Origin of the sequence: Faecalibacterium hattorii (genome assembly GCF_003287455.1) — a bacterium.
GTDB lineage: Bacteria > Bacillota > Clostridia > Oscillospirales > Ruminococcaceae > Faecalibacterium > Faecalibacterium hattorii.
This window is the reverse complement of the sequence record NZ_PRLC01000012.1, coordinates 79,435-105,748: the sequence shown is the minus strand read 5'-3', so window position 1 is coordinate 105,748 and position 26,314 is coordinate 79,435. Positions and strand designations below refer to the sequence as shown.

General features: G+C 59.6%; 23 protein-coding genes. 8 read left to right on the top strand and 15 right to left on the bottom strand.

All coding sequences use genetic code 11. The features are described 5' to 3' along the window. Nucleotides 1–129 precede the first annotated feature (129 nt). From C4N23_RS09545 to C4N23_RS09520, 6 genes are all read right to left on the bottom strand, one after another. The gene (locus C4N23_RS09545; RefSeq protein ID WP_112145632.1) at nt 130–1,275 is read right to left on the bottom strand and encodes a ComEC/Rec2 family competence protein; all 1,146 of its coding nucleotides are present in this window, start codon (nt 1,273–1,275) and stop codon (nt 130–132) included. Beyond that, a complete protein-coding gene (locus C4N23_RS09540; protein ID WP_112145630.1) occupies nt 1,248–3,314 on the bottom strand; it encodes a YgiQ family radical SAM protein in 2,067 nt (688 codons plus the stop codon). The genes C4N23_RS09545 and C4N23_RS09540 overlap by 28 nt, the downstream gene beginning before the upstream one ends. A gap of 51 nt (nt 3,315–3,365) precedes the next feature. After that, on the bottom strand, nt 3,366–4,241 hold the full coding sequence (locus C4N23_RS09535) for an NgoMIV family type II restriction endonuclease (RefSeq protein ID WP_097791433.1): 876 nt from the start codon (nt 4,239–4,241) through the stop codon (nt 3,366–3,368). After that, nucleotides 4,189–5,175 carry a DNA cytosine methyltransferase gene (locus C4N23_RS09530; protein ID WP_112145628.1) on the bottom strand — a complete coding sequence of 329 codons (987 nt, stop codon included), beginning with the start codon at nt 5,173–5,175 and terminating at the stop codon, nt 4,189–4,191. Before C4N23_RS09530 ends, C4N23_RS09535 begins: the two co-directional genes overlap by 53 nt. A 13-nt stretch (nt 5,176–5,188) precedes the next feature. Next, nucleotides 5,189–8,119, bottom strand: coding sequence for a DNA translocase FtsK (locus tag C4N23_RS09525; RefSeq protein WP_112145626.1), 2,931 nt, complete (start codon nt 8,117–8,119; stop codon nt 5,189–5,191). A gap of 188 nt (nt 8,120–8,307) precedes the next feature. Further along, nucleotides 8,308–8,991, bottom strand: a complete 684-nt coding sequence (locus C4N23_RS09520; RefSeq protein WP_097839936.1) for a ClpP family protease — start codon at nt 8,989–8,991, stop codon at nt 8,308–8,310. A 246-nt stretch (nt 8,992–9,237) separates the two neighbouring features. On the opposite strand from C4N23_RS09520, the gene C4N23_RS09515 reads away from it, so the two are divergent. From C4N23_RS09515 to C4N23_RS09495, 5 genes are all read left to right on the top strand, one after another. After that, the gene (locus C4N23_RS09515; RefSeq protein WP_112145624.1) at nt 9,238–9,879 is read left to right on the top strand and encodes a redox-sensing transcriptional repressor Rex; all 642 of its coding nucleotides are present in this window, start codon (nt 9,238–9,240) and stop codon (nt 9,877–9,879) included. A gap of 169 nt (nt 9,880–10,048) precedes the next feature. After that, nucleotides 10,049–10,654: a thymidine kinase gene (locus tag C4N23_RS09510; protein ID WP_097839935.1), complete on the top strand. Its 606-nt coding sequence runs from the start codon at nt 10,049–10,051 to the stop codon at nt 10,652–10,654. Between the two features lie 517 nt (nt 10,655–11,171). Next, on the top strand, nt 11,172–12,548 hold the full coding sequence (locus C4N23_RS09505; RefSeq protein WP_112145622.1) for an ABC transporter substrate-binding protein: 1,377 nt from the start codon (nt 11,172–11,174) through the stop codon (nt 12,546–12,548). 173 nt (nt 12,549–12,721) lie between these two features. Then, nucleotides 12,722–13,648 (top strand): carbohydrate ABC transporter permease, encoded by a 927-nt coding sequence (locus C4N23_RS09500; protein ID WP_112145620.1) that lies wholly within the window; start codon nt 12,722–12,724, stop codon nt 13,646–13,648. Nucleotides 13,649–13,659: 11 nt separating this feature from the next. After that, nucleotides 13,660–14,517, top strand: a complete 858-nt coding sequence (locus C4N23_RS09495) for a carbohydrate ABC transporter permease (RefSeq protein ID WP_112145618.1) — start codon at nt 13,660–13,662, stop codon at nt 14,515–14,517. A gap of 76 nt (nt 14,518–14,593) precedes the next feature. Here C4N23_RS09495 and C4N23_RS09490 read toward each other — a convergent pair whose 3' ends face one another. Then, nucleotides 14,594–15,406, bottom strand: a complete 813-nt coding sequence (locus C4N23_RS09490; RefSeq protein ID WP_112145616.1) for an AraC family transcriptional regulator — start codon at nt 15,404–15,406, stop codon at nt 14,594–14,596. An 87-nt stretch (nt 15,407–15,493) separates the two neighbouring features. Here C4N23_RS09490 and C4N23_RS09485 point away from each other — a divergent pair, with 87 nt between their 5' ends. Further along, complete coding sequence (locus tag C4N23_RS09485; RefSeq protein ID WP_112145614.1) at nt 15,494–17,050, top strand: glycoside hydrolase family 28 protein; 1,557 nt, start codon at nt 15,494–15,496, stop codon at nt 17,048–17,050. Between the two features lie 3 nt (nt 17,051–17,053). Continuing rightward, nucleotides 17,054–18,199, top strand: coding sequence for a glycoside hydrolase family 88/105 protein (locus C4N23_RS09480; protein ID WP_055190794.1), 1,146 nt, complete (start codon nt 17,054–17,056; stop codon nt 18,197–18,199). A gap of 85 nt (nt 18,200–18,284) precedes the next feature. Here C4N23_RS09480 and C4N23_RS09475 read toward each other — a convergent pair whose 3' ends face one another. The 6 genes from C4N23_RS09475 to C4N23_RS09450 all read right to left on the bottom strand — a co-directional run bounded on the left by C4N23_RS09475 (nt 18,285) and on the right by C4N23_RS09450 (nt 23,487). Next, entirely contained in the window at nt 18,285–18,998 is a 714-nt protein-coding gene (locus C4N23_RS09475; protein WP_181567106.1) for an ABC transporter ATP-binding protein, read from the bottom strand. 3 nt (nt 18,999–19,001) lie between these two features. After that, nucleotides 19,002–19,841 (bottom strand): ABC transporter ATP-binding protein, encoded by an 840-nt coding sequence (locus C4N23_RS09470; RefSeq protein ID WP_055190792.1) that lies wholly within the window; start codon nt 19,839–19,841, stop codon nt 19,002–19,004. Beyond that, nucleotides 19,834–20,859, bottom strand: a complete 1,026-nt coding sequence (locus C4N23_RS09465; RefSeq protein WP_055190790.1) for a branched-chain amino acid ABC transporter permease — start codon at nt 20,857–20,859, stop codon at nt 19,834–19,836. The genes C4N23_RS09470 and C4N23_RS09465 overlap by 8 nt, the downstream gene beginning before the upstream one ends. Before the next feature lie 13 nt (nt 20,860–20,872). Further along, nucleotides 20,873–21,751, bottom strand: a complete 879-nt coding sequence (locus C4N23_RS09460; protein WP_055190788.1) for a branched-chain amino acid ABC transporter permease — start codon at nt 21,749–21,751, stop codon at nt 20,873–20,875. A 115-nt stretch (nt 21,752–21,866) separates the two neighbouring features. After that, nucleotides 21,867–23,078: an ABC transporter substrate-binding protein gene (locus C4N23_RS09455; RefSeq protein WP_112145612.1), complete on the bottom strand. Its 1,212-nt coding sequence runs from the start codon at nt 23,076–23,078 to the stop codon at nt 21,867–21,869. Nucleotides 23,079–23,235: 157 nt separating this feature from the next. Next, nucleotides 23,236–23,487 (bottom strand): hypothetical protein, encoded by a 252-nt coding sequence (locus C4N23_RS09450; RefSeq protein ID WP_112145610.1) that lies wholly within the window; start codon nt 23,485–23,487, stop codon nt 23,236–23,238. A 102-nt stretch (nt 23,488–23,589) separates the two neighbouring features. Here C4N23_RS09450 and eno point away from each other — a divergent pair, with 102 nt between their 5' ends. Next, nucleotides 23,590–24,888: a phosphopyruvate hydratase gene (gene eno / locus C4N23_RS09445; protein ID WP_112145608.1), complete on the top strand. Its 1,299-nt coding sequence runs from the start codon at nt 23,590–23,592 to the stop codon at nt 24,886–24,888. Between the two features lie 269 nt (nt 24,889–25,157). Here eno and C4N23_RS09440 read toward each other — a convergent pair whose 3' ends face one another. Further along, complete coding sequence (locus tag C4N23_RS09440) at nt 25,158–25,688, bottom strand: hypothetical protein (RefSeq protein WP_242983764.1); 531 nt, start codon at nt 25,686–25,688, stop codon at nt 25,158–25,160. Next, nucleotides 25,666–26,133 (bottom strand): DUF4430 domain-containing protein, encoded by a 468-nt coding sequence (locus C4N23_RS09435; RefSeq protein WP_055190780.1) that lies wholly within the window; start codon nt 26,131–26,133, stop codon nt 25,666–25,668. The genes C4N23_RS09440 and C4N23_RS09435 overlap by 23 nt, the downstream gene beginning before the upstream one ends. Nucleotides 26,134–26,314 lie beyond the last annotated feature (181 nt).

Genomic DNA, 26,314 nt, shown 5'->3' with positions numbered 1-26,314 from the left:
GTTGTCCCTTTGGCATACAAAAACACCCCATTTCCTAAACAGTATACCATACTGTCTAACAAATAGGGTGCAGTTCAGTAAGGCTGAGAGGGGATTTTTCCTTTATTGGGGCACCCTCCTTGAGGGAGTTTACTTGACGCAGGTCGAACAGGGCGTATACCCCGCCGCCACCGCCTCATCGTAGCTGGAGAAAAGGATCTGGTTCTTCTCCGCCGGGAGGTTCGGGCAGGTGGGCAGGTGGAACTTTTTCGAGTTCACATTGCCGATGTACGCTTGCTGGGCCGTGCCGGACGCCGCCGGATCGGTGGGGTTCAGCTCGGCATCGGTGGCCGTCTTGTCGGTGCGGATGGTGTAGTTCTGCCCATCCGACCCGATGACGACGGTGCCCAGCAGGTCGGTGCGGTAGACGTCCACCCCCGCATCCCGCAGGATGCTCAGGGTCTCCTCGTGGGGGTGTCCGTACTTGTTGTTCACGCCGCAGGAGATGACGCCCATTTCGGGCAGGACCGCGTTCAGGAAGATGTAGCTCGTCGAGGTGCTGGAGCCGTGGTGCCCCACCTGAAGGACATCGGCCTTCAGGTTCGCCCCGCTGTTCACAAGGTCGCGCTCGGCGTCGGCTTCCATGTCGCCGGTGAGGAGGAAGCTCGTGGAGCCGTAGTCTACCCGCAGGACAAGAGAGGTGTCATTCGTCTCGCTGTATTGCGCCACCGGGCCCAGCAGGGTGATGGTCGCGCTGCCCAGCTGCCAGACGGTGCCCACTGCGGGCACCTCCACCTGCAAGCCCTGCTGCTGCGTGTATTTGACGAAATCTTGGAAGCACTTGGTGGAGGCATCCGTCACCGGGCTGTAGACATGGTTGGCCGGGAAGTAGGCCAGTGCAGCGGCCAAACCGCCCACATGATCCTCGTGGGCGTGGGAGCAGAAGACGTACTGCAATTCCTCCACGCCCTGATTCTGCAGGTAGCTGACCACCATGCTGCCATCGTCCACATTGCCGCCGTCGTAAAGCATGTATTGCCCGTCGCACTCCACCAGAACGCTCAGCGCCTGTCCCACATCGAGGAAGTGCATCTGGAAGCTGTCGTTGGCAGGGTCGCCGTCGGTCTGGGCTGTGCTGGACGGGTTCGGGATGACATCGGCGCTGCCGCCGGGCACCACCGAGGAAACATCACAGGCGGCCAGCCCCAGTGCCAGCGCCGCCGCCAGCGCAAGAGCCGCAAGGCGGCGGAAGGGGGTTCGCCAAAAGCTTACTTTTTCCGTTTTGTAGTTTTCCACGTCGTATTCTCTTTCTGTTGATTGTTTTTCGGCTTGTGGCCGGGGGCCGCGTGGGGCGCGAACCGCGCACCGGGGCTGGGCTGGCGGCCCGCCGGGGCAGCAGCACGATTCGCGGTCTTCCCCTTCCCGCCCTTGCCGTTGGGCCGGACGGTATAGGTGCCGTCGTTGTGGATGGTCACCTCTGCCGCCTCGGCCCGGCGTGCCGAGCGCTGGACGGCGCGGCGTCCCTCGGCGGGGACCAGCAGCGGGATGAGGTCCTCCCGGTGGGTCATCTTGAGCGCCTTGATGACCTTTTCGGCGTTGCGCGGCTCGTAATACTGGAGCAGCGCCCGCTGCAGCGCCTTGCCCTCGGCGGTCTTCTCCACGAAGACCGGCTTCAGGGTGTAGGGGTCAAGACCGGTGTAGAACATGCAGGTGCTCACGGTGCCGGGGGTGGGATAAAAATCCTGCACCTGCTCCGGGCGCATGTGGTTCTTATAAAGGTACTCGGCCAGATAGACCGCGTCGTTCAGGGTGCTGCCGGGATGGCTGGACATCAGGTAGGGCACGAGGTACTGCTTCTTGCCCGCCTTCTTGCTCAGCTCATAGAACTTGTCCTTGAACTTGTTGAAGGTCTGGATGGGCGGCTTGCCCATGTAGGCCAAGGTGTTGGGGGCGCAGTGCTCCGGGGCCACCTTCAACTGGCCGGAAACGTGGTACTCCACCAGTTCCTTGAAGAAGGTGTCGTCCGGGTCGGCCATCAGGTAGTCGAACCGGATGCCGCTGCGGATGAAGACCTTCTTGACGCCGGGCAGCTCCCGGACACGGCGGAGGATCTTCAGGTAATCGCTGTGATCCACGATCATGTGGGAGCAGGTGGTGGGGGCCAAGCAGTGCTTGCCGCCGCTGCACATGCCCCGCAGCATCTGCTCGCGGCAGGACGGGAACCGGAAGTTGGCCGTCGGGCCGCCGATGTCGTGGATGTAGCCCTTAAAATCCGGTTCATGGGTCATCCGCTCCGCCTCGGCCACGATGCTGTCGGCGCTGCGGCTGGTGACGCGGCGGCCCTGATGGAGCTGGATGGCGCAGAAGTTGCAGCCGCCGAAGCAGCCGCGGTTCTGGATGATGGAGAACTGCACCTCCCGGATGGCGGGCACGCCGCCCATGGCCTCGTAGATGGGGTGATACCGGCGGGTGTAGGGCAGGGCGTAGACCTTGTCCAGCTCCCAGCGCACCAAGGGCTTTGCCGGGATGTTCTGGACGAGGTACTTCTCACTCTGCTTCTGGACGATGATCTGGCCGCTGACGACATCCTGATTGTCCATCTGGATGCGGCACGCCTTGGCGTAGGCCACCTTATCGGACGCCACCTTCTTGAAGCCCGCGCACTCCACGTACTTTTCGGGCAGGTGGTCGAAGTCGGTCAGGTAGCAGGTGCCGTCCACATCGGTGATGGAGCTCACAGGCTCCCCCGCCGCCAGCCGCTTTGCGATGGCGACGGTCTGGTGCTCGCCCATGCCGAAGCTGATGAGGTCGGCCCCGGAGTCCTCGGCGATGCTGGGCAGGACGGTATCCAGCCAGTAGTCGTAATGTGCGAACCGCCGCAGAGACGCTTCCAGACCGCCCAAGATCACGGGCAGATCGGGGTAGGCCTCCTTGGCGAGCTTGGTGTAAACGGTGGCGCTGCGATCCGGCCGGGCCCCGCCGATGCCGCCGGGGGAGTATTCGTCCTCGGCGCGGGGGATCTTGGCCACCGAGTAGTGGCTCACCATGCTGTCCACATTGCCGCCGCCGATAAAGAAGCCGTATTTCGGCTTGCCGAACCGCTTAAAGTCCTCGCAGTCGGTATAGCGGGGCTGGGCCAGCACGCCCACCTTGTAGCCCTCGGCTTCCAGCAGACGGCTGATGATGGCAGTGCCAAAGCTGGGGTGATCCACATAGGCGTCGCCGCCCACGACCACAAAGTCCAACTGGTCCCACCCCCGCGCTTCCATGTCCGCGCGGCTGATGGGAAGGAATTCGGTGTAGACCGATTGGGAAGAAGGGGTGTTCTGCTGCATTGTTTTATTTCGTATCCTCATCCACTTTTGTATGTGTATTGTTATGTAGAATTATACGGACAAATCCAACGGGAGATCAGAAATGTCCTTGAGTCTTTTCCCTTGTACCAAGGTGTTCAGTATCTCAATTGCATCTTCTGATCCTACCTCTTTAACCGCACGAATCAATTCATAGAGAGCAAAGTGATAAACACAATCAATATCTCCGGTTCCCAATGCAAGCGACGCCAAACGCCCCGGCATCGGTTCTGCTGTTACAACGACAATGTGCGGCAGATGTCCTTTTCGATTTCGAATCAGGTTCAGAGCTTCCGTCCGACTGTTCTGTGCGCGGTCACTTCTCATCGTGTATTTGGCAGAGATACTCGCATGAAGGATTGGTTTTCCACCATTTCTTTTTCGAATATCTGCCATTTTAGAAACTGTATCATCTACGATTTTTCTGCTCTCGTTGATTTCTTCATCTTCACACAGATCTCTGTATATGACCACATCTGGAGCAACAAGGTAATCGTTCCCTAACGCTGCCGCTAACTGTGCGTTCTGTTCCGTGAGCGCATTCAGATATGCAAGGTGTTCATACTGAGCGAAGTCACTCGTCTTTAGTCGATTGTTATTTCCAAGCTGGAGAATCGTCCATTTACCGGGGCGCAGCGACTGCATCTGAGGAAATGTGTCCCGTAAAAATTCCATTGTCAGTTTTTCAAACTGTTTACCGAGCGTCTGCCCCGATACTTTGTCAATCACTGCCACTTCATGATGCTGTTCATCCACCAAAATATCTACAACTTTTCGCGAGATCGCCTTTGACGGACGACTGCTTGTATCTGCATTTGATGCCACACCCGATGTTGTCAAAGTTAACGTGTTCGTTTCAAACAGCCTTTTGTGAAACTGGTGTCTCGCTGCCGCAATCAACGCATCCATATTCTAAACACTCCTTTATTTTTTTTCCAACTGCTTCAGCAACCGGTGGCGGAAAAGCATTTCCAATCATTCGGCACGCAGCAGTCTTTTTTGTTCCAAACGTCCACGTATCTGGAAATCCCTGAATCCGGGCCATCATCCGGCTGGTCAATCGCGGCATCCCTTCAAAATCAGGCGCGGGTGCTTCATTTGCAATGCCTTTACCATCCACGCCCAATTCAGCCCATGCAGTCTTTGCTCTTGTCGGCCCCAAATCGGGTCCTCCATGTTTCTTGGAACCACCAACTAAGGTTGGAGCGATTTTATTTGCGCCCACTGCCCACTGCTTAGCTTTTTTCCATCCATTCCCAGCCATCAAATCACAAAGTGTTTCCCCGACAGATTTTGCTGCATCTGGCTTTTCCTCTGGATATTCGAATGCTCCGCACTGATCTTTTCGTATCCCGATAATCACTACCCTAGGTCGAAGCTGAGGAACTCCATAATCCGAAGCGTTCAAAAGTTTTATGTGCGTAGCATACCCAAGCTTCTGAATCGAAGTGAAAATGTGATTCCTGTACTCGTCAAAGTCTGCATCTAAAAATCCACGAACATTTTCCAACATCACCGCACGTGGCCGAATCTCTTCAATCAAACGGATTGCCTCTGGAAAAAGATCGCGCTCATCATCCTTTCCCAGTTGCTTTCCCGCTATGGAAAAAGGTGGGCATGGAACACCACCCGCTAAAAGATCCACTCCTCTATAAGGCTTTCCATCAAAGTCATGAACATCTGAACAAAGAACGTTCCATTCAGGGCGATTCATTTTTAATACATCACAATATTCCGGTTCATACTCCACAAGCGCAACATGGACAAACCCTGCCATTGCAAGGCCCAATGCCTGTCCACCTGCACCAGCACATATTTCAACACAAGTCAATGGTCGTTGCATTTGGCTCTCCTGTTTATGATTCATCCGGCTGGTTCATCTGCATTTCCAGCCACTGCTGGCGGCTGATGAGGACGGCGCGGGGCTTAGCGCCCTCGTAGGGGCCGATGATGCCCTTCTGCTCCATCTCGTCCATGATGCGGGCGGCGCGGGCATAGCCCAGCTTGCACCGCCGCTGCAAGAGGCTCGTGGAAGCCTGACCGGCGTCGATGACCACTTCCACGGCCTGTTTCAGCATCGGGTCGCTGCCGGTTTCCTCGTCGGCGTCGGCAGAGGAGGTGCCCTTCTTGCCGTCCATGATGGCGTGCTTCTCCATGGCTTCGATCATGGCCTCGTCGTACTGCACGGTGGCGCTCTGCTTGATGAAGTCCAGCACGCGGCTGATCTCCTCATCCCGCACGAAGGTGCCTTGGATGCGGATGGGCTTCGGGGCACCCACGGGCATAAAGAGCATATCGCCCATGCCCAGCAGCTTTTCGGCACCGGCACCATCGAGGATGGTGCGGCTGTCCACCTGACTGGACACCGCGAAGGCGATGCGGCTGGGGATGTTGGCCTTGATCAGGCCGGTGATGACGTCCACGCTGGGGCGCTGGGTAGCCACGATCAGGTGCATCCCGGCGGCACGGGCCTTTTGGGCGATGCGGCAGATGGAGTCCTCGACGTCCTTGCCCACCACCATCATCAGGTCGGCCAGCTCGTCGATGATGATGGCGATGTAGGGCATCTTTTCCAGCATCGGGTCGGTGGCAGCCAGTTTATTGAAGGATTTGATGTCGCGGACATTGTTCTCCGCGAAGAGGTGGTAGCGGCGCTCCATCTCCTGCACGGCGCTGCTCAGCGCACCCGCCGCCTTTTTCGGTTCGGTGATGACCGGCATCAGCAGGTGCGGGATGCCGTTGTACTCGGCCAGCTCGACCACCTTCGGGTCGATGAGGATCAGCTTGACGTCCTCCGGGCTGGAGCGGAACAGCAAGCTCATGATGATGCTGTTGACGCAGACAGATTTGCCGCTGCCGGTGCTGCCCGCGATGAGCAGGTGGGGCATCTTGCACAGGTCGGCCACCTGTGCCACACCCGCGATGTCCTTGCCCAGCGCAATGCCCAAGGGCGAGGTCATCCGCAGGAAGGCCTGACTCTCAAACACGCTGCGGATGTAGACCGGGGTCTTTTTGTGGTTGGGTACCTCGATGCCCACCGCCGGTTTGCCGGGGATGGGCGCTTCCATGCGGACATCGGCCACGGCAAGGTTCAGCGCGATGTCGTCGGCCAGCGAGGTGATGCGGCTGATCTTGACGCCCGCCATGGGCTGCACCTCGTACCGGGTGACCGAGGGCCCGCGGGAGATATCCAGCACGCGGGTGCGGACGCCGAAGCTTTCCAGCGTGTCCACAAGCTTCTGGGCGTTGGCCTTCAGCTCGTCCTGCGCGTTGGGGTCGCTCTCCTCCGGGGCCTTCTCAAACAGGTCGATGCCGGGGTATTGGTACTGGTAGCTCTCCGCCGCTTCCGGCTCCTCGGCGGGGGCCGTGGCGGCGGCCTGTTCGCCCACGGCGGGCTTCTCCATAGCCGCTGCCACCAGCGTATTGATGTCCTTTTCCTCCACCGGTTCGCTGGTGATGCTGATCCAGCCGTCCTCATCCGGTGCCGAGCGCATAGCCATCACGTTGTCGGCCATCACCCGCACCGGCACCGACGGCTCGTCGGTGGTGGGCAGGGTCGGCGTCCGGAAGATGCTGTCCGGCCCTTCGGCTTCGGGCTGTTCCGCCGCCTCAGGCTGCACCGGGATGCCGGGCGTCACCACCGGGGCCGGAGCCTCTGGGGCCACGGTCTGCACCGGCTCCTCCGGCTTTGCGAAGAAGTCCTCCGCCGCCGTCTCGACGGCGTCCGGCACCACCGGCTTCACGATGGCGCGGGGCGCGGCCTTGCGCAGGGGATCCTGCCCGAAGGTGCCGCCGGGCCCGACGATGAAGGGTTCGATGGGCTCACTGCCCCCCTCCACGACGGGGGTGCTGTCCGGGCCGAGGTCGATGTCAAAGGAAGCGCGGGGGTGGGGCGTGCCCACCTGAACCGGCGTAAAGGCCGGGGCTTCCTGCGGTGCGGCGGGCGTCGGCGCGGGAGCGGGGGCCGGTTCCTCGTAGCCGAGGGAGTCGTCCACCGGTTCGGGTTCCGCCTCGCCCTCCAGTTCTTTCGTCACCTTGTGGCCCCAGCTGAAAACGCCGGACAGCCAGCCGGGGGCCGCAAAACCGGACGGTTCCTCCGCGTCGTCGGATGCTTCCGGCTCCTCTCCGGCTTCCAGCGCGGCAGCTTCCTCCTCAGCCTGACGGGCTGCGGCCCGCTCGGCGCGGCGGGCGGCGTTCTGCTCGTAGACGGCCACGCCCTTTTCATGGACGCCGCCGCCCAGTTCGCACACCCACTGCCACAGCTCGGCGGGGGTGATATCAAAAATGTACAGGCTGGCACAGAGCGCCAGCACGACCATGACAAGGTTCGCCGCCGGACGCCCGCAGAGCAGCAGCAGGTTGCCGCCCAGCAGAGCCCCCAGCGCGCCGCCGCCCAGCCATGCGGTCACGCCGTTCTGGTAGCACTCAGCCACCATCCGGGCGGCAGGGATGTCGGCGGGGATGTCCGAAAATACGATGACCGTGCCGCTGGCGAAGATCAGCCCCAGCAGCAGCTTGAACACCTGCCCCAGCAGGTCTTCGCCCCGCGTGTACAGAATGGCCAGATAACACACCGCCGCGCCCAGCACGAAGCTGCCACAGCCAAACAGGCCGAACAGCACCTCGTGGAGACTCTTCCACACCGAACTGCCCTCCACAAAGGCCAGCACGATGAGCAGCAGCCCCGCAAACAAGGTGCCCAGCCCTGCGGGCATCCGCTCCTGTGCCCGGCTCTTTCTCCGCGCAGGTGCGCGTCTTGCTGTCGATTTTCGTTTTTTTGTTGCCATCTTCCGTTAAAACCCTGTATCCTTCTCGCAGATTATTCGATTCTTTTATTGTACCACGGAAACAGAAACTTGGCAACGAAAACAGAGCCCGCTTATGCCCTTTTGCGACCAAGCAGCCAGCAGGGCCGACCCGATATGCCAAGGGCCCCCCTACTAGGGGAGCTGTCGAGCGAAGCGAGACTGAGAGGTTATTTCCCTTCGATTTCCCGATACAGCCACCCCAGCGCATCCGAGATGCCGCCGAGGCTGTCGATGAGCTTTTCACGCACGGCCTTGCGGCCATCCAGCACCGTGCCCACATCCATGACCAGCTCGCCGGTGCGGAGCATCAGCTCGGTATAGCGCTCGGCGGAGATGCCGCTGTGGGCCGCCACGAAGCCGGTGATCCGCTCCTGCATCTGCTCGAACCAGCGCATCGTCTGGGGCACACCCAAGATCATGCCGGAATGCCGCACCGGGTGGACGGTCATGGTGGCGGTGGGCACGATGAAGCTCCGCTGGGCGCTGACGGCCAGCGGGATGCCGATGGAGTGCCCGCCGCCCAGCACCACGGCGGCGCTGGGCTTCGAAATGCTGGCGATGAGCTCAGCCAAGGCCAGCCCCGCTTCCACATCGCCGCCCACAGTGTTCAAGAGCACCAGCAGCCCTTCCACCGCCGGGTCCTCCTGCACCGCCACCAGCTGCGGGATGACATGCTCATACTTGGTGGTCTTCTGGCCCTGCGGCGCTTCCACGTGGCCCTCGATCTGGCCGATGACGGTCAGGCAGTGGATGGCGTGGGCCCCTTTGGTGCGGTATACGCTGCCCATGTCTTCGATCTGCTCTTTTTCCAGCCGCCGTTCTTCGACGGGGGCGTTTTTTTCGTCTGCCATATGCTCCTCCGGATCTCTTTTTTTCAGTGTCCCCCGCCCGCCGGATGGTTATGCGGCAGCTAAGATTTCTTAAGTTTGCAAAAAATTGTCCCAATCCATTTGACATTCTGCGCATCCGCTGTATACTTTAGATAAGAAATAGATTGACAAAGATGTATCATTATTGTGCAAAACTCTTTGAATCTGCCGGTGCGCCACGATGGGCGCAGGGAACCCGGCACCTTAGGATGAAAGGAGAACCCATCCATGAACACTCCCGGTAAAGCATCTCTTCCGGTGATCAAGCGTCTGCCCAAGTATTACCGCTATCTGCGCACGCTGAAGACCGACGGCATCACCAGCATTTCGTCCCGTGAGCTGGCCGCCCAGATGGGCACCACGGCCTCGCAGGTGCGGCAGGATTTCAACTGCCTCGGCGACGTGAATGGCCGACAGGGCATCGGCTACTCGGTCGAAAACCTGCTCAACATCTTGGAGCACCTGCTGTTCGGCAACGGGGACCTACTGCCCACCATCCTCATCGGCTGCGGCCGCTTGGGCAAAGCGGTCAGCCGCTTCATCACCACCGACACCAACGGCTACAAGCTGATCGCTGCCTTCGACAACTCCCCCGAAGAGGTGGGCAAGGAGATCAATGGCATCCAGATCCTGCATGTGGACCAGTTGGAAGACTTCTGCGCCGAGCACAAGCCGGAAGTAGCCGTTCTCTGCGTGCCCCGCAGCGGAGCCGAGGAGCTGAGCGGCCGTCTGGTCGGCATGGGCATCAAGGGCTTCTGGAATTTCTCCCACTATGACCTCTCGGTGCCCTACCCCGAAGTCGTGGTCGAGAACGTCCACCTCGGCGACAGCCTGATGAGCCTCGGCTATCGACTGCGCAATCAGGATTGAGTCTATACTGTAATAGGAACGATCGGCTGTTGCAAACACTCCTTCCGTCATCGCTTACGCGATGCCACCTCCCTCTAGGAGGGAGGCAAGGCCCTCTCTCCGAGGAGGCTGTCACGGCAGGTGCCGTGACTGGGGGAGTTTTGCAGCAGCCTCTTTATAAGGAGACTTCATGGCAAAGCTATATTTCCGTTACGGCGCAATGAACAGCGGCAAGAGCACCGCCCTGATGCAGGTGGCGCACAACTACGAAGAGCAGGGGATGCAGGTGCTGATCCTGAAACCGCAGGTGGACACCAAGGGCGGCGACGAGCTGGTGAGCCGCCTCGGCGTGCGGCGCAAGGCCGACCTGCTGGTTCCGCCGGAGGTAGACGTCTTCGAGGCGGTCCGCACGGCCAGCCGCCAGCAGAAGCTGGCCTGTGTTCTCTGCGACGAGAGCCAGTTCTTCACCCCCAAACAGGCCGAGCAGCTCTTCATGGTGACGGTGGATCTGAACATCCCGGTCATTTGCTACGGTCTGCGGTCGGATTTTTCCCTCAAAGGCTTCCCCGGTTCCACCCGGCTGCTGGAGCTGGCCCACACCATCGAGGAGATGAAGACCATCTGCACCTGCGGCCGCAAGGCCACCTGCAACTGCCGCAAGGTCAACGGCCAGTTCGTGTTTGAGGGCGAACAGGTCGCCATTGATCTGGAAAACGACGTCCAGTACGTCAGCATGTGCCCCCAGTGCTACTTCCGGGAGCGGCGCGCCTTCTACGCCCGCCGCGCCGCAAAGTAAGCGGTCTGGCGTTCTTGTTTGGCCTTTTCATGAAAATTCTATTCGTTTTGGAGCGTTTCCCTTTTGCGTGGGAAACGCTCTTTTTCATGTCCTTTCCGCAAGGTGATATATCAGTTGTATCCAACTTCGCGCGTTTTTTGCGCTATTGATATATCAGTTTGCGTTTCGCGCGTGTCGTAAACTTTTCCACATGTTGTACACAACACAACCACGCATTTTTCTGAAAAGATTACAAAAATATTGCATTTTTAGGGGGTTTTCCCGACTCTCTTCCCCATTTTCTATGCAATCTGTCGAAGTATACATGTTGCACAGTTTTTTCGCTCAAGTTTATTCATTTCGGCAATGACGTCAAATCAGCGAATTTTATGAGAGCAATATTTGTTCGTTTTTTGAGAGCTTCTCTTCAATTTACATCTTTCTTTTTCCAGTTTCTTTTGTTATCATAATTGTATACAACGAGCCTTTTGCAGATAAGGCCGTGAACAATGTTTTCTGTATTAGGAGGAGAACAAAAATGAGCAAGGCAATTTCTCGTCGTGATTTCCTGAAGGTCACCGGCGCTGTGGGCGCTGCCGGTCTGCTGGCCGCATGCGGCGGCAGCTCCAACTCCACCGCAGCTTCTTCTACTGCTTCTTCCGCAGCAGCTGCTGAGTCCGTTGCCGGTCTGAGCACGGATCCTGTCACCCTGACGATGAGCTGGTGGGGCGGTGAGTCCCGTCACAACGCTTATCAGGACGCCATCAAGGCTTTCTCTGCTGAGCACAGCAACATCACCGTCAACCCCACCTTCGCTGCATGGTCCGGCTGGGAGGACACCATGTCCACCAAGTTTGCAGGCGGCGTGGCTGAGGATGTCTGCCAGATCAACTGGAACTGGCTGTACAACTACTCCGGCAACGGCCAGACCTTTATTGATCTGAACAGCGTCACCGATTACCTTGATCTGACCCAGTGGGACGACGCCAAGCTGGGTGCCTGCAATGTGGCAAATGCACAGCAGTGCGTGCCCATCTCCATGACCGGCCGTATCTTCTACTGGAACATGACCACCTTTAACAAGGCCGGCATCACCGAGGTTCCCAAGACTCTGGACGACTTGATGAATGCCGGTAAGACCTTCAAAGAGAAGCTGGGCGATGATTACTATCCCCTGCACCTCGGCGCATACGACCGTATGATCCTGATGGTGTTCTACCTCGAGTCCAAGTACGGCAAGGACTGGGCAGATCCCACCACCTCTACCCTGAACTACACCGCTGATGAGATCGCCGAGGGCATCGACTTCATCAAGAGCCTCGTCGATGGCCACGTCATCATGCCGCTGCCCACCTACTACGGTGCAAACGGTGACGGTGCTACCCACCAGTCCAACGAGTGGATCACCGGCAAGATTGCCGGCATCTTCGAGTGGGATTCCGCTGCTTCCAAGTATCAGGACGCTCTGGACGAAGACAACAAGGCTGGCTTCACCGTTGGTGAGGAGATCAAGTTCGGCGATTACAACGGCGGCTTCTCCAAGGTCTCCATGGGCATGGCCATCACCAAGACCTGCAAGAACCCCGCTGAGGCTGCTACCCTGATCGAGTACCTGTGGAACGGTGACGGCGCTGCCATCATGGGCTCCGAGTGCGGTGTCCCCGCTTCCAAGGCTGGTCTGGCTACCGCTCAGGCTGCCGGTAAGATCAACGATCTGGTCGCCGAGGCAAACGACAAGGTCATGAGCTTTGTTTCCTGCCAGCTGGATCCCCTGTTCGAGTCTTCCGATCTGAAGGCTACCGGCACCGGCGTGTATCAGGAAGTCTTCGATACCGTCGATTACGACAACGCTTCCGGCGCAGATGTCGTTGACACCCTGCTGGATGGCATGTCCGCTGTGGGTTACAACGTGTGATCTCTGCACTCCTGACCTGATTTTTTAGGTACATACAAGGGGCATCGACCGCCCGTAGGCCCGATGCCCCTTTTTTGTCAGGAGCTTGTAACAATTCTCTGACAAATCTGTTTCCAATGTGTGACGCGCGGAATTTGTCACACATGAATTCCCACAAAAAGGAGGATTCCCGGATGAAAGAAAGCAAAGCCCCCTCTCTGGGGCGCACCCCGGCCCAGAAGTTCTTCGATAAGTGGCAGGGCCTGTTCTACCTGATCCCTTGGATCATCGGCTTCGTCGTGTTCAAGGCCATCCCCTTCGGTCAGTCGCTGTACTACAGTTTCACCGACATGAACTTCTTCAACGGCATCCATGAGTACGGCGTGATGAACTACATCGAAGCCTTCACCGATGCCAAGATCACCAAGGCGCTGATCACCACCTTCAAGTACGCCTTCGTCACCGTGCCCCTGAAGCTGATCTTCGCTCTGTTCATCGCCTACATCCTGAACTTCAAGATCGCATGCGTGAACCTGTTCCGTACCGTCTACTACATCCCGTCCATTCTGGGCGGCTCCGTTGCCATCGCCGTTCTGTGGAAGGCGGTCTTCCGCGATGACGGTCTGGTCAACACCATCATCCGCGCCGTCACCTTCGGCAACGCACAGGGCCCCTCTTGGCTGAGCGACCCCAACTATGCGCTGTGGATCATCTGCTTCCTGCGCATTTGGCAGTTCGGCTCCGCCATGGTCCTGTTCCTCGCTGCTCTGAAGGGCGTGCCCGCAGACCTGTACGAAGCAGCCACCATCGACGGCGCTGGCAAGTGGAAGCAGTTCTTCTCCATCACCGTTCCCATGATCACCCCCATCATCTTCTACAATCTGGTCACCCAGATCTGCCAAGCATTCCAAGAGTTCAACGGCCCCTTCATCATCACCAACGGCGGCCCGCGCAACTCCACCACCCTCATTTCCATTCTGGTTTACAACTACGCCTTCAAGTCCAACCAGATGGGCATGGCTTCCGCTCTGGCATGGATCATGTTCGTCATCGTCTGCATCCTGACGATCATCGCCTTCACCAGCCAGAAGAAGTGGGTCTACTACTCGGATGAAAGGTAAGGTGTGACAGTATGGGAATGAAAGCATCCAACGCCATCGCGACGTTTTTCAAGTACTTCGTCCTGATTTTGGTCGGCCTCATCATGATCTATCCCCTGCTGTGGATGGTCAGCGCCACCTTTAAGGACAACAGCGAGATCTTTGCAGGCATCGGCCTGTGGATCAAGAACCCCACGCTGGAGGGTTATAGGAACGCGCTGAACAACTTCGGCGGTTCCATCAACATCCTGCAGGCCATGCTGAACACCTACTCTTACGTTCTGCCCAAGGTCATCTGCACGGTGGTCTCCTCCTGCATCGCAGCCTACGGCTTCGGCCGTTTCGACTTCCCCGGCCGGAAGATCCTGTTCAGCATCATGCTGGCCACCCTGTTCCTGCCGCAGGTCGTTCTGAACGTTCCTCAGTTCCTGCTGTACACCAAGTTCGGCTGGGTCAACAGCCCGTTCTATCTGGCCATCTGGGTCCACTGTGCATTTGCAACTGAGACCTACTTCGTCTACCAGTTGGTGCAGTTCATGCGCAACGTCCCCCGTGATCTGGACGAGGCTGCCGCCATCGACGGCTGCAACTCCTTCCAGACCCTGTACAAGGTCATCGTCCCCATGCTGATGCCCGCTCTGGTGTCCTGCGCACTGTTCCAGTTCATGTGGAGCTGCAACGACTTCATGGGCCCGCTGCTTTATGTGCAGACCCCCGCAAAGTACCCGATGTCCCTGTTCGTCAAGCTGTCTATGGACGGTGATACCGGTTTTGCATGGAACCGCATTCTGGCTCTGTCCCTGATCTCCATCCTGCCGCAGCTGATCGTCTTCTTCTGTGCACAGGATCAGTTCGTCGAGGGCATCTCCGCCGGTGCTGTCAAGGGCTAAGCGCTCCTCTTCCTGCGGAACTTTCTGACGTAACGCAAAACGCCCCCTGTGCACACGGCACAGGGGGCGTTTCTTTTCAGCGGTTGCTCTTGCGGTACTGCAATGGCCCCACGCCCATCGTCTCGCGGAAGACGCGGCGGAAGTGGGCGGCGGAGGCAAAGCCCGTCTGCTCGGCCACGGCGCTGATGTTCAGGTCGGTGGTCTCCAGCAGGTGCTGCGCCGCCTCGATGCGGCGGCCATTGATGTAATCCACGATGGACTGGCCCGTGACCCGCCGGAACAACCGGCTCAGGTAGTAGGGCGAGAGGTAGAACCGCGCCGCCACATCGGTAAGGGAGAACTTCTGCGGATAGTTCGCGGCGAGGTAGGCGCAGATCTGTTCCACCGTCTCGTTCCGTGGCCGGGCCGAGGAGCGCTCGGCCTTGCACTCCTGCTCCACATAGTGCAGCAGCAGCGACAGGTAGATCATGCCGGGGCTGTCCGGCTCGCCCGCCGCGCTCCGCATCAGGTTCAGCAGGGTGCGCAGACGGCTGGACCACTGCACCGGCCCGTACAGCACCATCTGGCTGCCCGGCTCGAACAGTGGGCCGAAATCCCGCTGCATCACGCCCTTCAGCTCCGGCAGCACCGCCGCCGGGAACCGGCAGCCCGTCAGCTCCGGGGGCAGATGGCCCGTCTGGCGCAGCACGCCGCCCCCCGGCCCCAGCAGCAGCACGCAGCCGGGGTTGACCAGCACCGCTTCCTCCCCCCGCTGGAGAGTGCAGCTGCTGGCGGACACCAGCAGGATGCGGCAGATATCCTCCCCTTCCTGCAGCTGGTATTCGCCGTTGGTCAGCCGCAGCTGGGCCGCCACGGTCTTTGCGTTCAGTTTTTCGCGTTCCGCCTTCATTGGTACTTCCCCGCTTTTCGCATTTTCTTCAGTGTATCACGTCCGCCCCGTGCGGGCAAGCCGAAACCCCAAGGAGGTTCTGATTTTATGAAACTGTCCCTGATCCGCTCCATGACCCGCAGCGCCGTTTTCGAGCTGGAAAACGGCCTGTGCTTCCGCCCCGCCCACCCCTTCCGGGTGCTGCTGAACGGCGAGGCCGTCTATGAGGCGCAGAACACCAACGTGTTCTCCCTCTTCTCCCTCGCCCCCGCCACCGACTACACCGTCTCCGTGGAGGCCGAGGGCGAGACCCTGACCCTTGCCTTCCGCACCGAAGACGAGAGCTTCTTCGTGGATGCCTCCCGCTACGGCCTCGTGGCCGACGGCGAGACCGACAACACCGGCAGACTGCAGGCGGCCCTCTCCACCTGCCCCAAGGGCGGCACAGTCTATGTTCCCGCGGGCCGCTACCGCACGTCCAGCCTGTTTCTGAAGAGCTGCACCACCCTCTACCTCGAAAAGGGCGCGGTGCTGCTGGGCGACAACGACCGCACCCACTACCCCATCCTGCCCGGCGTTCTGCCCAGCGAGAACGAGGTGGACGAATACTACCTCACCGGCTGGGAGGGCAACCCCCTGAGCAGCTTTGCAGGGCTGCTGAACATCACGCAGGTGCACGACGTCGTGGTCACCGGCGAGGGCACCCTTGACTGCGACGCCCAGAACGGCGACTGGTGGGTGAACCCCAAGGTCAAGCGGATCGCATGGCGGCCCCGCGCCGTCGCCATGGTGGACAGCGAGAACGTCTGCCTCCACGGCATCACAGTGCAGAACAGCTACTCGTGGACCATCCACCCCATCTTTGTCAAGCACCTTGATCTGCTGAACTTCAACATCAACAACCCCTACAACGCCCCCAATACCGACGGCATCGACCCCGAAAGCTGTGAGTACACCCGCATCATCGGCGTGAACATCCACGTCGGCGACGACTGCATCGCCATGAAGGCCAGCAAGGTCTTCCTCGGCATGAAGCTGAAAAAGAGCTGCGAGCACACCGTCATCCGCAACTGTCTGCTGGACAAGGGCCACGGCGGCATCGTCATCGGCAGCGAGATGAGCGGCGGCGTCAAGGATATGGTGGTCACCCAGTGCCTCATGGACCACACCGACCGCGGTCTGCGGGTCAAGACCCGCCGGGGCCGCGGCAACACCGCCGTCATCGACGGGCTGGTGTTCCGCAACGTGGAGATGCGGGGCGTCAAGGCCCCCTTCGTCATCAACATGTTCTACTTCTGCGACCCGGACGGCCACAGCCCCTATGTCCAGTGCCGCGAGGCCATGCCGGTGGACGAATACACCCCCAAGCTGGGCAGCTTGACCATGGAGGACATCGTGGCCACCGACGCCCAGTTCGCGGGCTGCTACTTCGACGGTCTGCCCGAACAGCCCATTGAGCGGGTCTCCATGAAGAACGTCACCATCACCTTTGACCCCAACGCCGAGGCCGGTCAGGCCGCCATGGCGGACAACCGCCCCCACGTCAAGAAGCTGGCCGTCTACGCCGAAAACGTCAAGGAAATCGACCTGCACAACGTCAAGATCGAAGGCTACGAGGGCGAGCGTCTGCGCTTTGCCAACGTCGGCCATTTTGAGGAGGACTAAGCTATGACCCACGAAGAGATTCTCACCATGCTGGGCGATTATGTGGACTACCTGATCGCCAATTCCAGCGCCGAAGCCCCCCTGTGGAACATCGAAAAGGTGCGCAGCGGCAAGCCGAACAAGTGGAACTACATCGACGGCTGCATGGTCACCGCCACCCTGAGCCTTTACCACACCACCGGCGACAAGAAGTACCTCGATTTCTCCAAGCAGTTCATCGACTACTTCGTCCAGCCGGACGGCTCCATCAAGACCTACGACCCCAAGGAATACAACCTCGACAACGTGAATCAGGGCAAAAACCTGTTTATTTTGTACGATCTCTACGGAGAGGAAAAATACCGCAAGGCCATTGAGCTGATCCGCAGCCAGCTTGCCACCCAGCCCCGCACCAAGGAGGGCAACTTCTGGCACAAGGACATCTATCCGTGGCAGGTCTGGCTGGACGGCACCTACATGGCCCAGCCCTTCTACATGGAGTACGAGACCCGCTTCAACAAGATGCAGGGCTGCATCGACAGCTACAAGCAGTTCATGAACATCCAAAAGCATATGCGGGACGAGAAGACCGGCCTGTATTACCACGGCTACGACGAGAGCCGCCAGATGTACTGGGCCGACCCCGTCACCGGCTGCAGCCCGAACTTCTGGCTGCGGGCGATGGGCTGGTTCATGGTGGCCATGGTGGACGTGCTGGAGCGGATGGACGAGCAGTTGTACAACGAGTACCGCGGCATTCAGGCCATGCTGAAACAGACCATTGAGGATGTGCACAAGTTCCAAGACGAGGAGACCGGCATGTTCTGGCAGGTCATGGACCACCCCGGCATCGAGGGCAACTACCTTGAGACCAGCGGCACGGCCCTCTTCGCCTACGCCGTGCTCAAGGGCGTGCGGCTGGGTCTGCTGCCCAAGCGAATGGCCGCATGGGCTGAGAAAGCCTTCTACGGCACCTGCGACAAGTACCTGTCCAAGAACCCGGACGGCAGCTTGCAGCTGGGCGGCATCTGCCTCGTCGCCGGCCTCGGCGGCAAAGACCACCGCGACGGCTCCCTCGCCTACTACTTCAGCGAACCCGTCGTCTGCAACGACGCCAAGGGCGTCGGCCCCCTCGTGCTGGCCTATACCGAAATGATCGCCAGCAAATAAACTGATTCTAGCAGAAAAAACCCCGTACAGCGGCCCTCCGGTCGTCTGTACGGGGTTTTCTTGCTTGTTGATAGAGGGGAAAGGATCAGCCGCCCAGATAGGCGCTGCGGACCCGCTCATTGGTCAGCAGCTCGGCACCGGTGCCGTCCATGACGACGCGGCCGGTCTCCAAGACGTAGGCGCGGTCGGCCACGGAAAGGGCCATCTGCGCGTTCTGCTCCACCAGCAGGATGGTCATGCCCTCCTTGTGGATGTTGCGGATGATGTCGAAGATCTCCTGCACCAGCAGGGGCGACAGGCCCATGGAGGGCTCGTCCATCATCAGCATGGAGGCGTTGCTCATCAGAGCGCGGCCCATGGCCAGCATCTGCTGCTCGCCGCCGGACATGGTGCCGGCCAGCTGCTTACGGCGCTCCTTCAGGCGGGGGAACAGCTCAAAGACCTTCTCCTTGTTGGGGCCGATGGTGGAAGCGGGCTGGGTGTAGCCGCCCATGTCCAAGTTCTCCTCCACGGTCATGTGCAGAAAGACGTGGCGGCCTTCCGGCACATGGGCAAGGCCCGCTTCCACGATCTTATGGGCGCGGACGCCCTTGATGCTCTTGCCCTTGTACAGCACATCGCCGGTCTTCGGGTGGAGCAGACCGGAAATGGTCTTCAGGGTGGTGGACTTGCCCGCACCATTCGCGCCGATCAGGGTGACGATCTCGCCCTCGTTGACTTCGAAGGAGACGTTCTTGACGGCGTGGATGTTGCCGTAATAGACGTTGATGTTCTCCACTTTCAACATAGATTCTGCCATCTGTCAGCCCTCCTTCTTGCCCAGATAGGCCTCAATGACCTGCGGGTTGTTGCGGATCTCGTCCGGGGTGCCCTTGGCGATGATGCGGCCAAAGTTCAGCACCGCGATGCCCTCGCAGATGCCCATGACGAGGCTCATGTCGTGTTCGATCAGCAGCACGGCGATGTTGAAGTCGTCACGGATGCGGCGGATGGTCTCGGTCAGCTCAGCGGTCTCGGAAGGGTTCATACCGGCGGCAGGCTCGTCCAGAAGCAGCAGCTTCGGGCTGGTGGCCAGCGCGCGCATGATCTCCAAGCGGCGCTGTGCGCCGTAGGGCAGACTGCCCGCCGGAACGTTGGCGAGGTCCGCCATGTGGAAGATGTCCAGCAGCTCCAGCGCACGCTCGGTGCACTTCTTCTCTTCCTTCCAATAGTTCGGCAGACGGAGGAGGGAGGAGGCCAGATCGTACCTCAGGGACTCGTGCAGACCGACCTTGATGTTGTCGATGACGCTCAGTTCCTTGAACAGGCGGATGTTCTGGAAGGTGCGGGCCACGCCCATCCGGTTGACCTGATAGGTCTTCTTGCCCGCCGTGGGCATCCCGTCGATCAGGATGGAGCCGCGGGTGGGCTGATAAACGTTGGTCAGCAGGTTGAAGACGGTGGTCTTGCCCGCGCCGTTGGGGCCGATCAGGCCGGTGATCTCGCTGCGGCCGATCATCAGGTTGAAGCCGTCCACAGCGGTCAGGCCGCCGAAGTCGATGCCCAGCTCACGCACATCGAGGATAGGCTTTTTGTCCTTGTCGCGGTCGGTCAGGAAGCCGCCGGAGGGGACACTGTTCAGTCTTGTCTGGAACTCACTCATGGTCTTCGCCCTCCTTTTCCTTCTTGCGGAACAGCTCACCGTTCATGATCTTCTCCACGATGCGGCTCATGGAGAAGTCGTAGCTGCCCAGCAGTCCGCCGGGGCGGAAGATCATCATCAGGATCAGCACCAGCGAGTAGACCACCATGCGGTAGCTCTCAAAGCTGCGGGTCGCTTCGGGCAGGATGGTCAGCACGGTAGCGGAGAGGATGGAACCCAGCATGGAGCCCATGCCGCCCAGAACCACCATGACGAGGATCTCGATGGACTTCATGAAGCCGAAGGTGGAAGGGTCCAGAACGCCCAGATAGCAAGCGTACAGGCCGCCCGCCAGACCGGCAAAGGCTGCCGAAAAGGCAAAGGCCATGACCTTATAGTAGGTGGTCTGGATGCCGCAGCTCTCGGCGGCGATCTCATTGTCGCGGATGGCGAGGACCGCGCGGCCATGGCGGCTCTTCATCATCGCATGGATGGCGAAGCAGGTGATGACCACGCAGAGGAAGACGTTCCAGTAGTTCGAATATTTGGGGATGTTCTTCAGGCCCTTGGCACCGTAGAACAGCTTGAAGCCCAGCACGTCATCGATGTTGTTCAGGGTGATGCGGATGATCTCGCCGAAGCCCAGCGTCAGGATGGCGAGGTAGTCGCCGGTCAGGCGCAGAGCCGGGATGCCGATGAGCACGCCGAACAGGCCCGCCACGACGCACGCCAGCGCCAGACCGAGGGCGAAGGAGATACCGCCCGGCAGCGGGCAGTACTTGGTGAACAGGGCGCAGGTGTAAGCACCCACGGCCATGAAACCGGCGTGGCCCAGCGGCAGCTGGCCCAGATAGCCGGTGGCAACATTCAGGGAGACCGCCAGAATGATGTTGATGCCCACGGTCAGCAGGACCTTGTTCTGGTAGGTGGACAGCACGTTCTGGGTCAGGTAGGACAGCCCCACGAAGAGCAGCGCCACCAGCACTGCGTTCATCAGGTAGCGGACCGGCATTTTCAGGGTTTTGCGTTTCGTATTCATCTTCCAATCCCCCTTACACCTTTTCCTGCACCTGACGGCCAAGGAAGCCCGTGGGCTTGACCAGCAGCACGATGATCAGGATCGCAAACGTGACGGCGTCCTTCCAAGCGGAAAGGCCGATGGCGGAAACAAAGCACTCGCACAGGCCGATGGCGATACCGCCGATCATAGCGCCCGGCATGGAACCGATGCCGCCCAGAACGGCGGCAACGAAGGCCTTCAGGCCCAGCATGGAACCCATGGTGGGCGTTGCCTGCGGGTAGGAGCAGCAGTACAGCACCGCGCCGATGCCGGCCAGCGCCGAACCCACCGCAAAGGTGAAGGAGATGGTGCTGTTGACGTTGATTCCCATCAGGCGGGCGGCGTCCATATCCTCCGAGACGGCGCGCATGGCCTTGCCGAGCTTGGTCTTCTGGACAAGGAAGGTCAGCACCAGCATGGACAGCACCGTGACCACCAGCGTGATGATGGAGGTCAGGCCCACAGGCACCTTGCCGACATAGAAGGTCTTGGGGGCGAAATAGGCCGGGATGACCTTGGCACCGGACCCCATGATGAGCTCTGCGGTATACTCCAAGAAGAAGGAGACGCCGATGGCCGTGATCAGCAGCGAGATGCGGGGCGCGCTGCGCAGCGGGGTGTAGGCGATCTTTTCGATCACGACGCCCAGCAGCGTGCAGACGATGATGGTGGCGCAGACTGCGGTCACCGGGCCGAGGCCAAGCTGGTTCATCACGAACCAAGACATGTACGCGCCCACCATAATGATATCGCCGTGGGCAAAGTTCAGCAGCAGGATGATGCCGTACACCATGCTGTAGCCCAGCGCGATCAGTGCATAGATGCTGCCGAGCGAAAGACCGTTGATCAGCTGGCTAAAAAACACTGTCATGGATGGATACTTCCTTTCTTTTCGGCGTTTTCACGCCTTCGGGGGATCACACTTTTTTACCAAAAAAGCGGAGACAACCCGTTCCGGCGGTCTCCGCAAATGGTTCGATGGGAAATCAGAACATTTCCTTCAGTTCCGGCTTGCCATCAATGTAGGTCAGGATGGCGGTGCTCTTAACGGGGTCATGGTGCTCGTCGAAGGTGAAGGTGCCGGTCAGGCCCTCGATGGTGCCGCCCGCGATGGCGTCGATGACGGCCTGCTTGTACTCGTCGGAGCCAGCCTCCAGACCGGCGTCCTCCGCAGCCTGAATGCCGTACAGCACGGTGGTGGCGGCGTCGTAGCCCAGAGGAGCGAAACCGTTGGGGTAATCCTCGCCGTACTCAGCCTTGTAAGCGCTCTCGAAGTCGGCAGAAGCGCCCTTTGCATAGTTTGCGCAGAAGTAGCTGTCCTTCAGCTGCTCCGCGGTGGCGTAGCCTTCCAGACCATCCCAGCCGTCGCCGCCGAGGAAGGGAACAGTCAGGCCGATGCTCTCAGCCTGAGCAAGGATCTGGCCCACTTCCTGATAGTAGTTGGGGCAGAAGACGGTCTCCGGGCCCTTGCCGAGGATGCTGGTCAGCTGGGTCTTGAAGTCCACGTCGCCGTCGGAGTAGCTCTCCTGATCGACGATGGTGCCTCCCTGTGCCTCAAACTCCTTGACGAAGTTCTCCGCCAGACCCTCGTTGTAGTCGGCACCCTTCTTGAAGATGACGGCAGCCTTGGTGTAGCCGAGCTTCTGGCAAGCGTAGTCCGCCATCTTCACACCTTGGAACGGGTCGGTGAAGGTGGCACGGAAGACATTGCCATTCACGGTGTCGGTCTCGGCATCGTAAGTGACGGACTCTGCGGTAGCAGAAGCGGTGACCATGGGCATGTTGTAGTCCGCGCTCTCAGCAGCAACGGCCAGCGTGGGGGCGGTGGTAACGTCGCCCACCAGAGCGGTGATGCCCTGATCGCACATCTTGGTGAAGCAGGTGACAGCCTGCGTGGGGTCGCCCTGCTCATCCATGGAGATGATCTCGATCTGCTTGCCGTTGATGCCGCCTTCCTCGTTGGCCTGCTTCAGGCGCAGGGTCGCACCGTTGACAACGGCCTGACCGTAAACGGAAACATCGCCGGTCAGGGGTCCGAGGACGCCGACCTTGATGGTGTCGCCGGAAGCAGCAGCACCGGAAGCAGCACCGGAAGCAGCAGCGCTGCTGGAAGAACCGCCGCATGCAGTCAGAACACCGGCAGCAGCCACAACACCGGCAGCAGCCAGAAAGTTACGACGAGTGATCATCTTTTTCATAGTGAATATCCTCCTGTTTGGAAGTATTTGCAGAAAATGCAGAAAGCAGAGCCCTTCCCTCAAAGCGGCTCTGCTCTCGGTGGTTTCATTATAGCCCCCTTTGGAAAAGTCCGCAATTCACAAACCGTCCATACTTTCGGCGGACATTTCCGTCAAATCATGTGAAAATAAACAAAATTTCCCTGTTGCTTTTGGATGTTTTTTCATCTTGTTCACTTTGTTTCACCCTGAAATGAACGCTTTTCACGGATGTCAAAAAAGTTACAGCGCCGTATTTTTGTCCTTCCGGGTGCAGATGGAGGTACGATAAAATACCATGAGAAGCCATTTTCATGCAAGAAGCGTACAAAGCCGCTGGATAGCTCCCGGTGCGGCGGGGCACTCTTATAATGTTTACAGCCGCAAACATCCGTTTTCCCTCTTGCGCCGGGGCGCAGGACGTGGTAGGATAAAGGCGGTTAGTTAGTACTGACTATCTATAGCTTTCAAAACATTACCGGGAGGTTTTCGTATGAACTATCTGGAAATCGAATCTGTTGTCGGCCGCGAGATCTTGGACTCCCGCGGCAACCCCACTGTGGAAGCCGAGATCACGCTGGCCGATGGCACCGTGGCCCGCGGCTGCGCCCCCTCCGGCGCATCCACCGGCGAGTTCGAGGCGCTGGAGCTTCGCGATGGCGACAAGGGCCGCTATCTTGGCAAGGGCGTGACCAAGGCCGTTGAGAACATCAACACCGTCATCGCCGATGCTGTGGTGGGGCTGGACGCTTCCGACATCTACGCAGTCGATGCTGCCATGCTGAAGGCCGACGGCACCAAGGATAAGTCCAATCTGGGGGCAAACGCCATTCTGGCCGTGTCCATCGCTGCATGCCGCGCCGCTGCCGCTTCGCTGGACATGCCCCTCTACCGCTTCCTCGGCGGTGTGAACGGCAACCGTCTGCCCGTCCCCATGATGAACATCCTGAACGGCGGCGCACATGCCACCAACACTGTGGACACGCAGGAGTTCATGATCATGCCCGTGGGCGCACCCTCCTTCAAGGAGGCCCTGCGCTGGTGCGCTGAGGTCTTCCATGCCCTCGCCGCCATCCTGAAGGCCAAGGGTCTGGCCACCTCCGTCGGCGATGAGGGCGGCTTCGCACCCAACCTCTCCAGCGACGAGGAGACCATCGAGACCATTCTGGCCGCCATCGAGAAGGCCGGTTACCTGCCCGGCAAGGACTTCATGCTGGCCATGGATGCTGCCTCCTCCGAGTGGAAGAGCCCCAAGGGCAAGGGCTTCTACAAGCTGCCCAAGGCTGGCACCGAGTACACCTCCAGCGAGCTGATCGCCCACTGGAAGAGCCTCGTGGAGAAGTACCCCATCATCTCCATTGAGGACGGTCTGGACGAAGAGGACTGGGAAGGCTGGCAGGAGATGACCCGCGAGCTGGGCGGCAAAGTCCAGCTTGTCGGCGATGACCTGTTCGTCACCAACACCGAGCGCCTTGCCAAGGGCATCCAGTTGGGTGCGGGCAACGCCATCCTCATCAAGCTGAACCAGATCGGTTCCGTCTCCGAGACCTTGGAGGCCATCAAGATGGCACACAAGGCCGGTTACACCGCCATCAGCTCTCACCGTTCCGGCGAGACCGAGGACACCACCATTGCCGATCTGGCCGTGGCCCTGAACACCTGCCAGATCAAGACCGGTGCTCCCAGCCGCACCGAGCGCGTGGCCAAGTACAACCAGCTGCTCCGCATCGAAGAGCATCTGGGTGCCAGTGCCGTTTACCCCGGCATGTCCGCCTTCAACGTGAAGTGGTAACATTTTCCAGCAATCGAGGGGCTGTTTTCTTCGTATTCATCACGGGGTGCCTGTTGCGGGCCGCTCCCAAATCGAATGCAAAGGAGACGCTCCCCCATGCTGTCAGTTTCGTCCTCGATCCTGCTTTGGCTGCTGAAACAGGCCGGTGTGCCCGGCTTTCTGCTCTGGCTGCTGGAAAAGATTTTAGGATAACAAAAGAGGCTGCTGCAAAACGCCTTCCGACATCGCTTGCGCGATGCCGGAGGGAGTATGCAGCAGCCCCTTTTTCGTTATAGCCGGATCTGCCGTTTCGCCGTTTGCAGCGCAGTGCGCAGGGGGCGGTAGAGCAGCAGCATGATCACGAAGTTGCCCGCGCCGTGCATGACGTCGTAGGACAGGCCGCTCAGCCACCAGCTCAGCGCGAACGCCGGGGTCTTAGCCACCAGATACACCGCTGCGCACAGCCCGCCGAAGCAAAGGCCGTAGGCCCCGCTGAACACGGCCCAGCCGAAAGCGTTGTCCATCCGGCGGAGCAGCCACGCCAGCACCGCCAGCAGATACCACACATACAGGTACATCGCCCACCACAGCCCGAAGCCGTACAAAACGCCCTGCAGTACCAGAAAGACCGTAACGGCCCCCGGCGTCTCGCGGGGGAGCTCCAGCGCGAAAAGGATGATGAGCAGGGTCACCGGCTCTACGTTCGGGATGCCGCTCATGGCCTGTTTGCTGACCACCAGCAGCGCCCCCATCAGGCCGCTGAGCACCAGCCGCAGCACCTTGTTGTGCATCGGTTCCTTACTTCGTGTAGGTGAAGGCATAACTGTCTCCATCGTGCAGCTGGATGTCGGCCACGCCCACGGCGGTCATCTCGCCGGAAGCGTCGGTCAGGCACCACCAAGCGGCGTCCTTGTCCCAGTCGGCGGTCTCGCCGTTCACGGTGGTGACGAAGCCCGCAGCGGCCTCGTCCTCGCTGATGATGCCCGCCTCGGCCAGCGCGTCGCTCAGCTTCTCGCCGTCGGTCGCCTCAAGGTCGAAGGTCTGGCTCTCGCCATCGGCACCGGTCACCGTGAACTGGGCCTTGATCTTGGCGTCCGAAGCCTCAGAAACCGCCTCGCCGGATGCGGCCACAGAGGAAACGGCTTCGCTGGACGCAGCGGAAGAGGCGGTGCTGCTGGCAGCCGAAGACGCGCCGCAGCCCACCAACAGGCTGGCCGCCAGTGCGGCCGCTGCCGCAGCGAAAAAAATACGATCCATGATCTTCATAAAAAGAATGCTCCTTGGTCTTATTTTCACATGTACAGAACATGCAGTGCTTATCATATCATCCGCCGGGGAAAATTGCAAGAGGAAGCGTTCGACGTCTTGACAATCTCCCCAAATTCGATAGAATGGGATCAGAAAAGGAGAACCGTTGCAAGCAATTGCAGCAGTGCGATCACAGGAT

Excerpts from the sequence above, each read along its gene's own strand:
- C4N23_RS09540 (WP_112145630.1), bottom strand. The coding sequence starts at position 3,314 with ATGCAGCAGAACACCCCTTCTTCCCAATCGGTCTACACCGAATTCCTT.
- C4N23_RS09535 (WP_097791433.1), bottom strand. The coding sequence starts at position 4,241 with ATGGATGCGTTGATTGCGGCAGCGAGACACCAGTTTCACAAAAGGCTG.
- C4N23_RS09530 (WP_112145628.1), bottom strand. The coding sequence starts at position 5,175 with ATGCAACGACCATTGACTTGTGTTGAAATATGTGCTGGTGCAGGTGGA.
- C4N23_RS09525 (WP_112145626.1), bottom strand. The coding sequence starts at position 8,119 with ATGGCAACAAAAAAACGAAAATCGACAGCAAGACGCGCACCTGCGCGG.
- C4N23_RS09520 (WP_097839936.1), bottom strand. The coding sequence starts at position 8,991 with ATGGCAGACGAAAAAAACGCCCCCGTCGAAGAACGGCGGCTGGAAAAA.
- C4N23_RS09515 (WP_112145624.1), top strand. The coding sequence starts at position 9,238 with ATGAACACTCCCGGTAAAGCATCTCTTCCGGTGATCAAGCGTCTGCCC.
- C4N23_RS09510 (WP_097839935.1), top strand. The coding sequence starts at position 10,049 with ATGGCAAAGCTATATTTCCGTTACGGCGCAATGAACAGCGGCAAGAGC.
- C4N23_RS09505 (WP_112145622.1), top strand. The coding sequence starts at position 11,172 with ATGAGCAAGGCAATTTCTCGTCGTGATTTCCTGAAGGTCACCGGCGCT.
- C4N23_RS09500 (WP_112145620.1), top strand. The coding sequence starts at position 12,722 with ATGAAAGAAAGCAAAGCCCCCTCTCTGGGGCGCACCCCGGCCCAGAAG.
- C4N23_RS09495 (WP_112145618.1), top strand. The coding sequence starts at position 13,660 with ATGGGAATGAAAGCATCCAACGCCATCGCGACGTTTTTCAAGTACTTC.
- C4N23_RS09490 (WP_112145616.1), bottom strand. The coding sequence starts at position 15,406 with ATGAAGGCGGAACGCGAAAAACTGAACGCAAAGACCGTGGCGGCCCAG.
- C4N23_RS09485 (WP_112145614.1), top strand. The coding sequence starts at position 15,494 with ATGAAACTGTCCCTGATCCGCTCCATGACCCGCAGCGCCGTTTTCGAG.
- C4N23_RS09480 (WP_055190794.1), top strand. The coding sequence starts at position 17,054 with ATGACCCACGAAGAGATTCTCACCATGCTGGGCGATTATGTGGACTAC.
- C4N23_RS09475 (WP_181567106.1), bottom strand. The coding sequence starts at position 18,998 with ATGGCAGAATCTATGTTGAAAGTGGAGAACATCAACGTCTATTACGGC.
- C4N23_RS09470 (WP_055190792.1), bottom strand. The coding sequence starts at position 19,841 with ATGAGTGAGTTCCAGACAAGACTGAACAGTGTCCCCTCCGGCGGCTTC.
- C4N23_RS09465 (WP_055190790.1), bottom strand. The coding sequence starts at position 20,859 with ATGAATACGAAACGCAAAACCCTGAAAATGCCGGTCCGCTACCTGATG.
- C4N23_RS09460 (WP_055190788.1), bottom strand. The coding sequence starts at position 21,751 with ATGACAGTGTTTTTTAGCCAGCTGATCAACGGTCTTTCGCTCGGCAGC.
- C4N23_RS09455 (WP_112145612.1), bottom strand. The coding sequence starts at position 23,078 with ATGAAAAAGATGATCACTCGTCGTAACTTTCTGGCTGCTGCCGGTGTT.
- C4N23_RS09450 (WP_112145610.1), bottom strand. The coding sequence starts at position 23,487 with ATGTTTGCGGCTGTAAACATTATAAGAGTGCCCCGCCGCACCGGGAGC.
- eno (WP_112145608.1), top strand. The coding sequence starts at position 23,590 with ATGAACTATCTGGAAATCGAATCTGTTGTCGGCCGCGAGATCTTGGAC.
- C4N23_RS09440 (WP_242983764.1), bottom strand. The coding sequence starts at position 25,688 with ATGCCTTCACCTACACGAAGTAAGGAACCGATGCACAACAAGGTGCTG.
- C4N23_RS09435 (WP_055190780.1), bottom strand. The coding sequence starts at position 26,133 with ATGAAGATCATGGATCGTATTTTTTTCGCTGCGGCAGCGGCCGCACTG.